Annotated in this window: 14 protein-coding genes and 1 pseudogene; 3 read left to right on the top strand and 12 right to left on the bottom strand. The window is 54.3% G+C overall.

Features of this window, described 5'->3' with window-relative positions; genetic code table 11:
• The first annotated feature begins 118 nt into the window (after positions 1-118).
• Positions 119-1,198 (top strand): 2'-deoxycytidine 5'-triphosphate deaminase, encoded by a 1,080-nt coding sequence (locus QZ280_RS15645; RefSeq protein ID WP_293446008.1) that lies wholly within the window; start codon positions 119-121, stop codon positions 1,196-1,198.
• A 58-nt stretch (positions 1,199-1,256) separates the two neighbouring features.
• On the opposite strand, the gene QZ280_RS15640 is transcribed toward QZ280_RS15645, so the two are convergent.
• The 3 genes from QZ280_RS15640 to dusA are packed head-to-tail and all read right to left on the bottom strand — an operon-like array spanning position 1,257 to position 3,882.
• Positions 1,257-2,006: a hypothetical protein gene (locus tag QZ280_RS15640; protein WP_293446006.1), complete on the bottom strand. Its 750-nt coding sequence runs from the start codon at positions 2,004-2,006 to the stop codon at positions 1,257-1,259.
• Entirely contained in the window at positions 2,003-2,827 is an 825-nt protein-coding gene (locus QZ280_RS15635; protein WP_293446004.1) for a sulfite exporter TauE/SafE family protein, read from the bottom strand. The genes QZ280_RS15640 and QZ280_RS15635 overlap by 4 nt, the downstream gene beginning before the upstream one ends.
• Before the next feature lie 26 nt (positions 2,828-2,853).
• Complete coding sequence (dusA, locus tag QZ280_RS15630; protein WP_293446002.1) at positions 2,854-3,882, bottom strand: tRNA dihydrouridine(20/20a) synthase DusA; 1,029 nt, start codon at positions 3,880-3,882, stop codon at positions 2,854-2,856.
• Positions 3,883-4,032: 150 nt separating this feature from the next.
• Here dusA and kynU point away from each other — a divergent pair, with 150 nt between their 5' ends.
• Positions 4,033-5,169: a kynureninase gene (gene kynU, locus QZ280_RS15625; protein ID WP_293446014.1), complete on the top strand. Its 1,137-nt coding sequence runs from the start codon at positions 4,033-4,035 to the stop codon at positions 5,167-5,169.
• Positions 5,170-5,264: 95 nt separating this feature from the next.
• Positions 5,265-7,688 carry a heavy metal translocating P-type ATPase gene (locus tag QZ280_RS15620; RefSeq protein ID WP_293446000.1) on the top strand — a complete coding sequence of 808 codons (2,424 nt, stop codon included), beginning with the start codon at positions 5,265-5,267 and terminating at the stop codon, positions 7,686-7,688.
• 7 nt (positions 7,689-7,695) lie between these two features.
• On the opposite strand, the pseudogene QZ280_RS16535 reads toward QZ280_RS15620, so the two are convergent.
• The 9 genes and pseudogenes from QZ280_RS16535 to QZ280_RS15575 all read right to left on the bottom strand — a co-directional run bounded on the left by QZ280_RS16535 (position 7,696) and on the right by QZ280_RS15575 (position 14,172).
• Positions 7,696-8,258: pseudogene (locus tag QZ280_RS16535) on the bottom strand (GGDEF domain-containing protein).
• 502 nt (positions 8,259-8,760) lie between these two features.
• Positions 8,761-9,216 carry a heme NO-binding domain-containing protein gene (locus QZ280_RS15610; RefSeq protein ID WP_293446011.1) on the bottom strand — a complete coding sequence of 152 codons (456 nt, stop codon included), beginning with the start codon at positions 9,214-9,216 and terminating at the stop codon, positions 8,761-8,763.
• A gap of 202 nt (positions 9,217-9,418) precedes the next feature.
• Positions 9,419-10,981 (bottom strand): trimethylamine methyltransferase family protein, encoded by a 1,563-nt coding sequence (locus tag QZ280_RS15605; protein WP_293445998.1) that lies wholly within the window; start codon positions 10,979-10,981, stop codon positions 9,419-9,421.
• An 84-nt stretch (positions 10,982-11,065) separates the two neighbouring features.
• Positions 11,066-11,785 (bottom strand): HAD family hydrolase, encoded by a 720-nt coding sequence (locus QZ280_RS15600; protein WP_293445995.1) that lies wholly within the window; start codon positions 11,783-11,785, stop codon positions 11,066-11,068.
• The gene (locus QZ280_RS15595) at positions 11,782-12,069 is read right to left on the bottom strand and encodes a DUF3572 domain-containing protein (protein ID WP_293445992.1); all 288 of its coding nucleotides are present in this window, start codon (positions 12,067-12,069) and stop codon (positions 11,782-11,784) included. Before QZ280_RS15595 ends, QZ280_RS15600 begins: the two co-directional genes overlap by 4 nt.
• 52 nt (positions 12,070-12,121) lie before the next feature.
• Positions 12,122-12,628, bottom strand: a complete 507-nt coding sequence (locus QZ280_RS15590; RefSeq protein WP_293445989.1) for a periplasmic heavy metal sensor — start codon at positions 12,626-12,628, stop codon at positions 12,122-12,124.
• Positions 12,629-12,633: 5 nt separating this feature from the next.
• The gene (locus QZ280_RS15585; protein ID WP_293445986.1) at positions 12,634-13,008 is read right to left on the bottom strand and encodes a hypothetical protein; all 375 of its coding nucleotides are present in this window, start codon (positions 13,006-13,008) and stop codon (positions 12,634-12,636) included.
• Positions 13,005-13,595 (bottom strand): RNA polymerase sigma factor, encoded by a 591-nt coding sequence (locus QZ280_RS15580; protein WP_293445983.1) that lies wholly within the window; start codon positions 13,593-13,595, stop codon positions 13,005-13,007. The genes QZ280_RS15585 and QZ280_RS15580 overlap by 4 nt, the downstream gene beginning before the upstream one ends.
• Positions 13,596-13,674: 79 nt before the next feature.
• Complete coding sequence (locus tag QZ280_RS15575; protein WP_293445981.1) at positions 13,675-14,172, bottom strand: EF-hand domain-containing protein; 498 nt, start codon at positions 14,170-14,172, stop codon at positions 13,675-13,677.
• Positions 14,173-14,175 lie beyond the last annotated feature (3 nt).

Raw genomic sequence — 14,175 nt, 5'->3', positions numbered from 1 at the left:
GACGGAAGGTCGCAGGTTCGAGTCCTGCTAGCCCGACCATTTACACTTTGCCTGCTGATCCGGTCATATCTTTTTGCCCGCCTCGATCTTGGTCTGAGCGGGCCACCGGAGACGCAAGATGACAGGTGTTCTACCCAGCCAACGACTCGAGCAGATGATCACTGTGGGACAACTCAGCGGCACGCCTTCGATTATTCCAGAACAAATTCAACCTGCTAGCCTTGATCTGCGCCTTGGTAACGTGGCCTACCGCGTGCGCGCATCCTTCCTTGCAGGGCATGGCCGCCGCGTAGAAGATCGCCTAGAAGAATTCGAGATGCACCAGATTGATCTCACCGATGGCGCGGTGCTGGAAAAGGGATGCGTCTACGTTGTTCCTTTGATGGAGCGTCTTGATCTGCCCGATGATTTGCAAGCTGTCGCGAACGCTAAAAGCTCTACAGGTCGCCTTGATCTTCTAACGCGCACGATCACTGATGGCGGCGCAGAGTTTGATCGCATTGCGCCAGGTTACAAAGGCCCGCTCTACGCCGAAATCTGCCCGCGCTCGTTTTCGGTTCTTGTGCGCCCCGGCATGCGGCTGAACCAGATCCGTTTTCGCGAGGGGCAAGCCATCTTAGACGACGCAGCCCTCACTAAGCTGCACGCCAGCGATGTTTTGGTGAATGGTGACGCTTTGATCGATGACGGTCTTGGTTTCTCTGTCGATCTTAAACTTGATGGCACTGACCTCGTCGGCTACCGCGCCAAACCGCATACGGGTGTCATCGATCTTGACAATATTGGCCATTATGACCCCGCTGAATACTGGGAAGAGGTGCGCTGCAAAGACGGTCAAATTATCCTTGATCCCGGCGCATTTTATATTCTGGTTAGTCGAGAAGCGGTGCATATCCCCCCTGCCTATGCTGCTGAAATGGCTCCATACTTGGCGATGGTTGGTGAGTTCCGCGTGCATTACGCAGGCTTCTTTGACCCGGGCTTTGGCCATTCAGAGGCCGGTGGCACAGGATCACGCGGCGTGTTGGAAGTGCGCTGCCACGAGGCACCTTTCGTATTAGAACATGGTCAGGTGGTGGGACGTTTGGTTTACGAACATATGTCTGAAATCCCAGCGCAGCTGTATGGGTCGGGCATTGCCTCGAACTACCAAGGCCAAGGTTTGAAGCTGTCAAAACACTTCGCAACGCCCGCTTAAAGGGCGCGTTCTAAAAGATTTCATGCCTTCGGTGGGGATATTTTAGCGATAGAAAGGGTTAAGGGGTGCTTAACCACATATCTATCTCTGGATATTCTGGCCTGAAATAGGCGACCATGCGGCCCTCATCTGGGGCACTATCCGTGGCTTTCCAAGGGGCGACACCGTGTAGCATGTGACGGTGCAGCAAGACTGATTGTCCTTTGATAACAGTCACTTCAATCGGATCAATCTGCGCAAACACGCTTGCGCGCGCAGATTTATACCCGTCTGTTAGATCAACAGATTTCGGATCTTTATTCCCGATTATGTCCCGCAAAGCATCGCGCATCAAAATGTGACTACGCGGCCAAACCACCAAAGGCGACGCCGTGCTATCCCCCAAGGGAACCCCTAAGATAAAGCTATGTGGTTCCCGCAGGTAGCGATGCCCGTCTTCCAACAAAATCCCATCCACATGCGCAGCGGCGCGATTGATACGAAAGCGATGGTTTACGTAGCTCTCACCATCGTCTTGTTTGGGATATCCTTCATAGACAACAGAGACTTGAGCTCTATGCCAGTGCTTTGGCTGTGTGATCAACGCTTCCCATGGACCGTCAAGAGGGACATCTGACACAGCTCCATCCGCTGCGTTTGGCAAGGCATCAACACCCACAAACCACGTATCCTGATGACGCAGCCAAAGTGCGCGCATGTCTGCGTTTTGTACCACGTCTCGCGCAACGTCCTCAGCAGCGTCAGCCCATTCTAGAACACGGGGATCCACATCAAAAACGCAAAACCCGTCCTGTGCAAACTGCTTCAAAATCCAAAGGCTTTGCGCAACATGTTCAGCGCGACCAAGGTTAAGAACACGCCAAACGCTTTCTTCAAAGGCCCCGCATCCATCGCGTGGGCAAGTTTCACACCCCAGGGCGCGGTCAGCAACGTCATAGCGATTACCACGACGAAGGCGATCAGGTTCACCGCCCCCACGGTGAATGGCGGGCGCATCGTAGGTTCAATCGGCACGAACAAAAACCCGATGACCGCAGGCACCGCGATAAGCACACCAAACCCTGCTGCCGTCGCCACTGCGCGGTGGATTGCCACGCCGTGCAGCGACATGAACGGCACGCCGAAACTGCCGCCGCCGATGCCCATCAGAACAGACATAAATCCAAGGATGGGCGAAGATATTATCCGCTTCACACCCGTCGGCATGGCCTCTGACACACGCCAAGACGAACGACCAAATGTCATGTAAAGCCCTACGATCAATGCCAAAACTCCAAATATCATTTGTAGGGCACCTGATCGTAGGCTCGCGGCGACCATTACGCCCAGCGCGGCCCCAATCACAATGCCCGGTGCCCAAGTGAGCAAAATATCCCAACCCACAACGCCCTTTTTGTTATGGCTCAGGACCGAGCGCACAGAGGTAACAATGATCGTCGCAAGCGAGGTCGCGAGGCACATTTGCATCAATTGCGGTCCTTCAAAGCCCAACGCGCCAAACACGTAAAAGAACGCGGGCACCAAGACGATGCCGCCACCGACACCCAAAAGACCAGCAAGCACGCCAGCCACGCCCCCCGTGATCAACAAGAGAACGAGCATTTGCACAAGGAGCATCGGATCAGTCATGGTTTTGCCTTTTCACACGCGTGCGTTCACGCCTTCGAATTGTTTCTCGCTGCGTGCATTATTTCGATAGCATCGACAACCGTATGCGATCCAGAGGCGTGTTTATGCGCATTCTCTGAAAGATGACGTTTCCAATAACGCGCGCCCGGTTCGCCAGCAAATATACCCAACATATGGCGCGTGACTTGTCCGAGCTTGCCACCCTCCGCGATATGCGCATCGATATAGGGCAGCATCTCCATCACAATATCTTCGCGCGCGCGCTCAACCTTGGGTACGCCGTAGATCAGATGATCCGCCTCCATCAGTATATCCGCGGGCTGGTAATAGGCCGCACGTCCGATCATCACACCATCCATTCCCCGCTCCAGCGCGTCTTGCGCCTGTGCGAGCGTTGTGACGCCGCCATTCAAGCTAAGATGCAGAGCGGGAAACAACCCCTTCATCTGCTGCACCAAATCATAATCCAGTGGTGGGATATCGCGATTTTCCTTAGGGCTTAGCCCCTGTAGCCACGCTTTGCGCGCGTGGATTGTGAACCGCCCAACCCCTGCCCCAGCAACGCGCGCGAGGAACTCTGGTAGTATGTCGATCGGGGCTTGATCATCCACTCCTATGCGGCATTTCACGGTCACCTCTACTGAGGACGCTTTGATCATTGCCGCACAGCACTCTGCAACCAGCATAGGATCACGCATTAGAATCGCACCGAACGCGCCGTTTTGCACACGATCAGATGGACACCCAACGTTAAGGTTGATCTCCGCATAACCATGCTCTGCCCCGATGCGCGCAGCTTCTGCCAATTCCGCAGGATCAGAACCACCAAGCTGCAAGGCCACAGGATGTTCCACGGTTGAGTATTTCAGCAAATGCAGCGCACCACCGCGGACAAGCGCAGGCGAGGTGACCATTTCCGTGTACAAAAGCGCACGTGACGACATCAGTCGATGAAAGAAGCGACAATGCCGATCGGTCCAGTCCATCATCGGTGCTACGCTTAGGCGGGCAGCACGCGCAGTGTCCGCGGTGTTATGTGTGATCTGATCTGTCATGCGCGGTTTCGATAGACCACTTTGCCCAGCGCGTGAAGCTATTTGATTAACTCTCTAGCGCTATCCGGCAATTGAGCGGCTTTGCCCCCTTGCCTTGCTTCAATGCATCTGGTCCACCAATACATAACAAACCTCTGAGGGAGCGTTATCATAACCAATTTTGCCAAAACCCAGGCTATGTTCGATATCCCTGAAGGTATGGTTTACCACAACGGCAACTCCCTAGGCCCCATGCCCAAGGCTGGACCAGACGCAATGACGCGGTTCATGAACGAGGAATGGCGCACAGAGCTGATCAAAGGGTGGAACACTAAGGGCTGGTTCATGCAAACCAACACCTTAGGCGATCGCATTGGCAAATTGATTGGTGCGCCCAAAGACAGCGTTGTGGTCAGCGACACGCTCTCGATCAAAGTGTTTCAAGCAGTGGGTGCGGGACTGGCGCTGGTGCCGGATCGTAAGGTGATCCTCTCCGACACAGGTAACTTCCCCACCGACCTTTACATGGTGCAGGGCTTGGTGAAGCTGAAAGAAGACGGTTACAAGCTACGCACGGTCGCGCCTGCGGCGGTTCTAGACGCAATCACCGATGAGGTTGCCGTCGTGACCCTCACAGAGTTAGATTACCGCACAGGGCGCAAACATGACATGAAAGCGATCATCGACAAAGCCCATAGTGTTGGGGCTGTCGTGGTCTGGGACCTTGTGCATTCCACAGGCGCTATCCCCGTGGACGTCTTGGGCACCGATGTCGATTTCGCGGTTGGCTGTACTTACAAGTTTTTCAATGCGGGTCCCGGAGGTCCGGCGTTCATCTATTTAGCCCCCCGCCTAATTGAGACCGTCAAGCCTGTTCTGTCTGGCTGGTACGGCCACGAAGCTCCGTTTGCCTTTGATACCGACTACCGCCCAATGCCCGGTAAGATTGACCGTATGCGCATTGGCACGCCCTCTATCGCATCCTTCGCACTTCTCGAAGCCGCTTTGGATGTTTGGGATAACGTTGACCTTAATGATGTACGCACCCGCTCTATTGAATTGATGGAGTTGTTCATCCACGAGGTCGAAAGCCGCTGTGATGGTGTCACACTCGCGGGTCCGCACAATATGGACGAGCGCGGCTCACACGTGTCGTTTGAATTCGAGCACGGGTATCCTTGCATGCAAACCTTGATCGAGCGCAAAGTGATCGGAGATTTCCGTGCGCCCAACATGATGCGCTTTGGCATAACCCCACTGTTCATCGGGGAGGCCGACATCCTGAAGGCCGTCGACACCCTTGAATAAATCCTAAAAACACAAAGTTATAAGCTAGGGCGTTTTCAGGTACGCTCTGCTGTAACTTAAAAACGCCCGTATCCCATCTGTCAGGACTTAGGTTTATGACCACCCGCCTTACATTCCCTGTGACTGGACTTAACTGCGCCTCCTGTTCTGTGCGCGCTGAAACTGCGTTAAACAGCGTTGCAGGTGTGTCAGACGCACGGGTAAATTTCGCGACAGGGCAAGCGGATGTTTCTTTTGAAGCCAATACTGAGGCCCAGACGCTGATCGACGCCCTCGAGGCTGTCGGCAAGCCCGCCCAGCCCACCACGATCCGGCTTGATATCCATGGAATGAGTTGCGCCTCCTGTGTCTCTCGCGTTGAGACAGCACTGTTGAAACCTGCAGGGGTCTTATCAGCCAATGTGAACCTCGCGACGGGCCAGGCAGTTGTTGAAACCTTGGGCACCCCATCCAGGGCGCTAATCTTAGCAGTACAGGACAGCGGGAAAAGCGCGACGCTGTTGGATGATACTGCCGTGTCACAAGCGTCCGTCAGTCATACCGACGACGCCGCATTCAACAAGCGCGCCTTTATCATTGCCGCCTTTTTCACACTTCCCGTGTTCATCCTTGAAATGGGCGGGCATGCGTTTCCGACCTTTCACCATTTGATTTCCCGCACCATAGGGATGCAAAGCAGTTGGATGATGCAATTTGCGCTGACTGCTATGGTTCTATGCATCCCCGGTCGAGCAATCTGGACAACCGGCCTAAAGGCCCTGCGCACATGGCAACCTGACATGAACGCATTGGTAGTCCTTGGCTCCGGCGCCGCCTTCTTTTACTCCACACTCGTGCTTTTCGCCCCAAACCTACTGCCGCAATCCGCCCGTAATGTGTATTTCGAAGCCGCAGCCGTCATAATAACCCTAATCCTCGCAGGTCGTTGGATGGAAGCGCGTGCAAAGGGACGCACTGGGGCCGCTATCGCCCGTCTTATCGCGTTGTGCCCCAACAGCGCGATGGTGGAGCGCGATGGCACACATCAAGAAATCGCTATTGAAACCCTTACCCTGGGCGACATCATTCACGTCCGCCCAGGTGAGCGGATCGCAGTCGACGGCATCGTCACATCGGGCGACAGCTGGGTGGATGAAAGCATGCTAACCGGCGAACCGCTTGCGGTGCAAAAGACCACAGGCGCGCATGTCACCGCAGGCACAGTGAATAGCACGGGCAGTTTCGCCTTCAAAGCGCATGCCATTGGAGCGGATACGGTCCTCAGCCAAATCATCGAGATGGTACAAAAGGCGCAAGGCGCGCGACTACCCGTGCAAAACTTGGTCAATCGGGTCACCGCATGGTTTGTCCCTGCAGTCTTGGCTATCGCGGCGCTGACAATCCTCGCTTGGTTATTTTTCGGACCTGATCCGGCGTTAAGTCACGCACTTGTCGCTGGTGTCGCCGTCCTGATTATCGCTTGCCCCTGTGCAATGGGATTGGCCACACCCATGTCAATCATGGTCGGCGCAGGGCGCGCGGCTGAACAGGGTGTGCTCTTTGCAAAGGGCGCGGCCTTGCAAGAGCTTAACAGCATCAAGACGGTCGCCTTTGACAAAACGGGCACGTTGACACAAGGCAAACCAAGCGTGACGGGCATTCATTTGTTCAACACACTAGATGAAAAAAATGCGCTGGCCCTCGCTGCCTCTGTCGAGGTCAATTCCGAACATCCCCTCGCACAGGCGATCGTTGCCCATGCGCAGTCGCGTGATATCCCCGTTGCGCCAACCGAAGCGTTTACAAGTGCGACGGGAGGTGGCGTTAGCGCATTGATTGATGGCAAGGGTGTTCTCATTGGCAACCGTGCATTACTCACAGCAAAGGGCGTCGATCTCGACGCGCATGACGCAACGCGCGCTAAGGGCACCGAAATTCTTATGGCGTTGGACGGTAAACTAGCCGCCCAATTCGAAATCTCTGATCCGCTCAAAGAAACCGCCGAAGCGACAATCACCGCCCTAAAGAACTCCGGCATTCAAACCGTGATGATCACTGGTGATACTCACTCAGCTGCGCAATCGGTCGCAGATAAATTGGGCCTAGATCACGTCATCGCAAATGTTTTGCCAGGTGGCAAAGCCGACGCAATTCGCACGTTGCAATCTGATGGACCTGTTGCTTTCGTAGGTGATGGCATCAATGACGCGCCCGCCCTAGCATCCGCAAACGTTGGCATCGCAATCGGCACAGGCACAGATGTAGCGATCGAAGCCGCAGATGTAGTCTTACTCGCGGGGGATCCGAACGCCGTTGTAGCTGCCTTTGACATCAGTTCAGCCACCCTGCGCAATATTCGCCAAAACCTGTTCTGGGCTTTCGGCTACAATGCACTTTTAATCCCCGTTGCCGCCGGCGCGCTCTATCCTATTTTCGGGCTTCTACTGTCCCCCGCACTTGCCGCTCTCGCAATGGCATTTTCAAGTGTGTTCGTGATCAGCAATGCGTTAAGGCTTCGACGCGCTGGTAGTGCTCGATAGAGGCTCTCTAAGTCTCTTCGTCCAAATCCTCAAAAAACGTCGCACAGGCACGTCCCTTGCTTTTGGCCGCATAAAGCGCGCGATCCGAGCACAACATCAATGCATCCAACCCCTTGGGATCCCCCCTAAAGCGCGTTGCAATCCCAATACTCGCGGAAATGTGACACTGTGTCTGCTCAAATGCGATGGGTTTTTCGATCCCTCGGATGAGACGATTTGCAATATCCAGGAGTTTTTCCTTTTTCGTAAGTCCATCAATTAGGAACATAAATTCGTCACCCCCACCCACGCAATCATATCGCCCTTGCGGGTTTCCGCAGGCATGACCTTGGCCACCTCCTGCAAAACGTAATCGCCCGCTGCATGTCCTTGGGTATCATTTACTGACTTGAAGAATTCCAAATCGAGCTTCATCAGTGAAAATTCACTGTCTTCCGCCAAAGCGGCCGCCAAAATATGATCTGCGGCGCGGCGGCTCTTTAAGCCAGTCAATGTATCCGTGGCTGCCTGTTCTTCTGCTGCAAGTTTCGCCCCTTGTAAGCGGTGATTCAGATTGCATGACGCATCCATCGCCGCTGACTTCGCTTCCACGAGAAACAGCATTTCAATTACCAAATCCGTTGCCGCAAAATCCGCACTGCTTAAACCGTAGTCCTGAACGCCTTCCACAACCGAGATTCCAACCGACAGGTTCACCAGCGCGCCCTGCCCGTCTGGCAGTTGGACTAGCACACCTTTTAGCGCCGCAAACGGTTCATCGCGCAGCTCCAGGTGCAGCTTGCTGCGTGCGCGTTGCGTGAGTTCGCTCATGCTTTTCACCAACCTCGGGCGATCGAGGCGAAATACCTCAAGAAACCGCTTTCCGATCAGGTCTGTGTCAGCACGCATTTTCTTCAGAGTCGGTTCAACATGCACAATATGTCCAGTGTCGGTTAGTCGCAGATGCATCAGGCACAAAATATCAAACGCAGGTTCAAGCGCGGCCCAATTCAAAGCTGGGGTTTGAGTCAAACCACGATCCACAATCACGCGCGTCGCCAACTAGAACCTGTTACCAGGCGCGAACGCGCTTTTAAGCAGCGCAATTGCAATCAATCCCACGCCTTTCCTGACAGCCACCATATTCAAGCATAACTAGCGCGCCATGGTCATCAGCCATCGCAGTAAGCAGCCCAATCAGGACACGCCCAAAGCCCAGAAGATCAGATCTTATAGTCAAACTGAATTGATTAACTGTACGTTTACGCAATTCTAGCTTTGGTAAAAACAGATCCGGCACTGCCAAGCGCGCGCGGTCATGTAAATCATCTAAAAAATAGACAAAATCGACACCACCAAAACGCAACAATCGCCGCACCGCTTGTTGCGTGGGTTGCGACACCAAATATGTACCAGGGTTTTGCAGCAAATCTGCACGGCCGACATTCAAGACCTTAGTGGCACAGGCGACAATCCGAATGGTGATCGGCGTATCAAACACCATCATCGCTTCAAAAGATGGATCCTCAATGCCTGCTTTTACACCGATAGCCCGCCAAGCTTCGTCTTCGTAAGTGTCTTTTATAAAAGCCTCGATCGCTTTGTTAATTTACCCATGCATCCCTAGTACCCTACTTTTTCTTCAGGACAAATTTTGCCGTGTAGGTCATAACAGAAAACTGCTGCGGTTAAGGAACAGAGAGCTAAACGCCTAACATCCAAGCAAATCAGTTAAGCATTCATCAATCTTTCTAAAAATCTGTGGGTGCACCGCCTTCGGATTTACGGCGTGCGACAAAGTCTGCCAGCTCTTCGCGGATTGCATCGTCCATGGGCGGCTCTTCGAACTCGTCAAGAATCTGAAGGAACAGATTATGCGCGCGTTCAGGCGTCCAAATACCACCCGCGACCTCCCAGCCTTCATAGTTTTTCCAATCACTCAGAAATGGTTGATAAAAGGCTGTCGTGTAGCGTTCTTGTGTATGTTGAATGCCAAAGAAATGCCCATCGTTACCCACAGACTTAATCGCATCCAAGGCAATGTCATCAGGTGTTGTAGCGAAGGTCGCAGGCTCCATGTATCGTTGAATTTGCTGAATAAACTCACAATCCATGATGAATTTCTCTGGGGACGCGATCAAGCCACCCTCAAGCCAACCCGCCGCGTGATAGACCATATTCGTGCCCGATTGCACCGATGCCCATAGACTGTTCGACGTCTCCCACATCGCTTGCCCATCAGGCACGTTGGCCGCGCAAACACCGCTTGAACGCAAGGGCAAATTATAGAATCGCGCCATCTGACCCGTCATTTGCGTGGCGCGCATATATTCAGGTGTGCCAAAGGCAGGCGCGCCGCTTTTCATGTCCACGTTCGAGGTAAATGTGCCGATCACACAAGGGCAACCAGGATTAATCACCTGCGCCAACACCACCGCGCACAAAGCTTCCGCCAAGGACTGTGCCACAGCGCCAGACATGGTCACAGGCGCCATCGCCCCCGCCAAAGTGAACGGCGTCACCACAAGCGCTTGCCCGCGCCGCGCAAGGCGCATCCAGCCGTCAATCATTGGAAAGTCATGCTTCAAAGGCGATGTCGAATTGATATTCGTATACATGCGCGGCTTTTCGTCGAACTCTTCATGGCTGAGACCGCCCGCGATGCGCACCATCTCCATCACATCCTCAACGCGCTCTTTTCCAAGACTATAGGCGTGCATCACCTTGTCGGTGATCGTAAGCTTGTCATAAAGCACATCCAAATGGCGCACAGAGGCATGCACATCCACAGGTTCCACCGGATAACCACCCGCGAAGTGAATACAGTTAAAATATTGCGTGAGCTTCAAAAGATTCTGACACATCTCGCGCGTGCCGGGCACCTTTTTACCCAGCGCCATGTCCCAATAGTTGGGCGGGGACGAGACATTGCCAAAGAGCAGGTGTTTGCCACCCACAGTAATCTTACGATCAGGGTTTCGCGGGGTAATGTCGAATTGGCTGGGGGCCAGCGCAATTTTTTCCATCACGAAATCACGGCCCATGCGCACGATTTCGCCGTCAATATAGCAACCACCGCTTTTGCGCAGGATCTCAATCGCTTCGGGGTTTAGAAAGGCGATGCCGATCTCTTCAAGGATGCGCATGGCCCCGTCGTGGATCGCAGCAATGCCGTCTTCATCCAGAGGTTCCGTCGGGCGATCTATATTGACCGGAAGCCGCCAAGGGCTCTGTTCAATCGCAGCACTGCCCCGCCGTGTCGCTGCACCGGCGCGCCCGCCACCCCGTTTACGTCGATTGCCAGTTGCTGCCATGATACTCTCCAATCCGTTATGAGTATCAAACGTAAGGACACGAGGCTTTGACGGCTTAACTGCGACACATATTGTCGTAATAGCCTATCGACGTGCTGACTTTTCTATCAACCACGCGGGAAGTTCACCAATATCAGCCAAAACCGCATCTGCATGCGGTGCCAATTCAGCCGCGCGCGCAACGCCCGTGAGAACGCCAACTGCTGCCATACCTGCCGCGCGTGCGGCTTGCAGATCATGGGTGCTATCGCCAAGCATGACAGTGTGGAACGGGTCCACTTGCACATGACGACAAAACGCCAACAAAGGTTCTGGGTCAGGCTTCGCGCCAAACCCGCTGTCAAAGCCGCAGACGAAGTCAAACAAATCACGTACGCCCGCTGCGCCCAAATGCGCCTCGGCCACTGCTTCGGCGTCATTGGTCATCACACCCAATTTGTAGCCTGAAATTTTGAGACCTTGTAGAAACGGTGCGAGATCAACCGCAGGAGCTAGCGGCGCAACTGCGGCACTTTCGGCCAGTTCATGTTCAACCTGATCTACATCCTTGCGCTTTAGGACGCGCGCGATGACTTGCGAAATCTCACGATTACTACCCGCGATCGCAATTGATTTTGGCTGAAATCCTTGTTTTTCCAGATCAAAGCGCAGCGCATGCGCCAGCTCGCTGAGCAGGTCGTCATCACCCCCACATAACTTCGGCAAGAACCCTGCGGCCCATACATCCCACGTCCCGCGAAAATCGAAAAGCGTGCCGTCCTTGTCAAACAAGACACCCTTATAGTTGTCAGCAACGTTGCTCATGTCCAGCTCACCTCAGCACCGCCGGGCATCGCTTGTCGTGCCTCGGCGACACGCTCATAGGGCACTTGCAACGCGTCACAACACGAAATGATCCACTGATCATCCATCATCAAAAAATCAAGAACACAAAGCTGGAATTCAGGATCGCCGACACGTTCACGAATATCCGCTTCGCTAGAGCCCGTCGCGCCAAGGAAAGCAGGCAAAACATCCTCTTCCTGACCTACAATCCAGCCTAGCGCATGTAGCGCAAACACTTCCGCAGATTCGCGTGACAGAGCCATCGCTCGCACTCCTTTTGGTTCGTGCGGACCATTCCCTAAAATCTGCGCGGCTTCAACGGTCTTTGCGTTTGCCGCGTTTCTTTGGGTTGTCCAAACGATACTCCAAACGGTCCGCATATGCTGCGCGCTTTTCAGCGCTCATGTCACTGATCCGCTGGATCGAGAGCTCGCGTCCAATTGTTTGAAACCGCTGTGCGCGTTCGAACTGTGCGCTCATCACAGAAGACGCAGCAGCCACATCAAACGTCTCTGCGCGCAACAATTCTAGAAATGCCCGGTATGAGGTCTGATGCGCAGCGCGCGCTTCGCTACGATCCGGCAAACGCGCCTTCATTTCTTGGCGCATCGCACGCTTGTCAGAGCGATCAAAGGCCCCCACATAGGGCAAGGCCGCTTCGCGCATACCTGGCCCACCGCCTTGTTTGCCAGGCCCTTTGGATATGGCCCCCACAACCGCACCAATCACCAACAAGTTCAGCGCCAGAGACACCCCCAAAAGAATGCGAACCCGCTTTTTCGGCTTAGCGGGCGTCACTACTTTATTCAGCTCGTCACTCATTCCGCTCACCCTTCAAACAACGTAAAATCAAAACCATCACCGTACTCCAGCGCCTCCGAAAGAGCGCTCGTATCCGTGCCCAGCACCGTGCCAAACGGCTCTATCAGCAATTGCGGCGGGCTTATCCCGATCCAAACGCCTGTTACCGCGGCCGTTGCAAGCCCTGCGAAAGCAGGCCAGCCGCCAATCGCCTCACCTAGCGCAGACAACATATCTCTGAAGATCCCACGTTTTGCAGCAGTTTCTGTCTGTACACCAAGCACAGCTGGCTGCATCGCCTCCGCATCGCTCAAGATGCGCGCCATAAAGTCTGGCGACGGCTCTGGCGCTGTGCGTTTGGCGAGGTCGAACATCTTATTTAGCTCAGTCTCATCGCTCATGGCGCATCTCCTTCAAATCCGAGGGCGGCCTTGCGCCCCTTTAATATCTGCGTCAACGCGCGTTTGCCACGCGATGTTAGGCTCTCGACCGCTGCGACGCTGATCTCCATCACATCAGCAATCTCGGGGTTCGCCAATTCTTCGATATGGCGCAACACAACGGCCTGTCTTTGGCGCTCAGGCAATTCCACCAAAGCCACTTGCAGTGCATCATGTCGTGCGCTGCTTTGCATGTCATCAGCGGCACTGGGGCTTGGATCAATTGGCTCATCAATCGCATCAAGCGAGGTGCTTTGCACTTTACGCAACCGATCCAGACAGAGATTTGCCACCACGCGATAAAGCCACGTCGTCACCTTCGCCTCGCCACTGCGCCACTCAGGTGCAATTTTCCAAACGCGCATCATCGCCTCTTGCGCCACATCTTCGGCATCCGCCTGAACACCCAACATCCGATAGGCTTGTTTATAGGCGCGCGGGGCCAAGCGCACTGTCAACTGATGCGCGGCCGCTTGATCACCGTTTGCATAGAGCTGCAAAAGCGCGTCATCGCTAATATTTATGTTGTGATCCAAAGCCATCGTCATGCGCGTCTTAGATTATCCGTTAATCCAGTTGGCGAACCCACCCTGCTTCAGGGGCAGGTCCGGTCCTATTTTGGCGAAATCACTCGCCGCTTTTTTGCTTCTTGTGCTTACCACGCTTGGCATGCTTTGCCATCTCTGCGAACTCTTCTTCAGAGATCGAGCCATTGCCATCCGCATCCGCCCGATCAAACCTCTTGGCACCACGCCCTTCCGAGCTTCCTTTGGACATTTCTTCAAAGCTCACCATACCGTCGCCATTCGCATCATGGCGCTTGATCATTTTCTTGGCACGTTTTTCTGCGCGCTTGCGACCAGACTGGCCCATCTCCTCTGCGCCCAGCATACCATCACCGTTCGTGTCCGCTTTATCGAACCGCACACGTGCATGCGCTGCCAACTCTTCGCGGGTCAGTGCGTCGTTGCCATCTGTATCAAGTGTGCTGAAGCCTGGGCGCTCGTGACGCATCTTGCCCTCTTTCGCTTCGCCCTCACCCGTTGCGGCCTGCGCGGCAAATCCTGTTGCAATGACCATACCTGTCAATGCGATGCGTGCTGTCATGCGTGAAATCGTTGTCATCTG

Origin of the sequence: Planktotalea sp., from assembly GCF_018607995.1 — a bacterium.
Taxonomy (GTDB): domain Bacteria; phylum Pseudomonadota; class Alphaproteobacteria; order Rhodobacterales; family Rhodobacteraceae; genus Planktotalea.
This window is presented reverse-complemented; position numbering and strand designations above follow the sequence as displayed.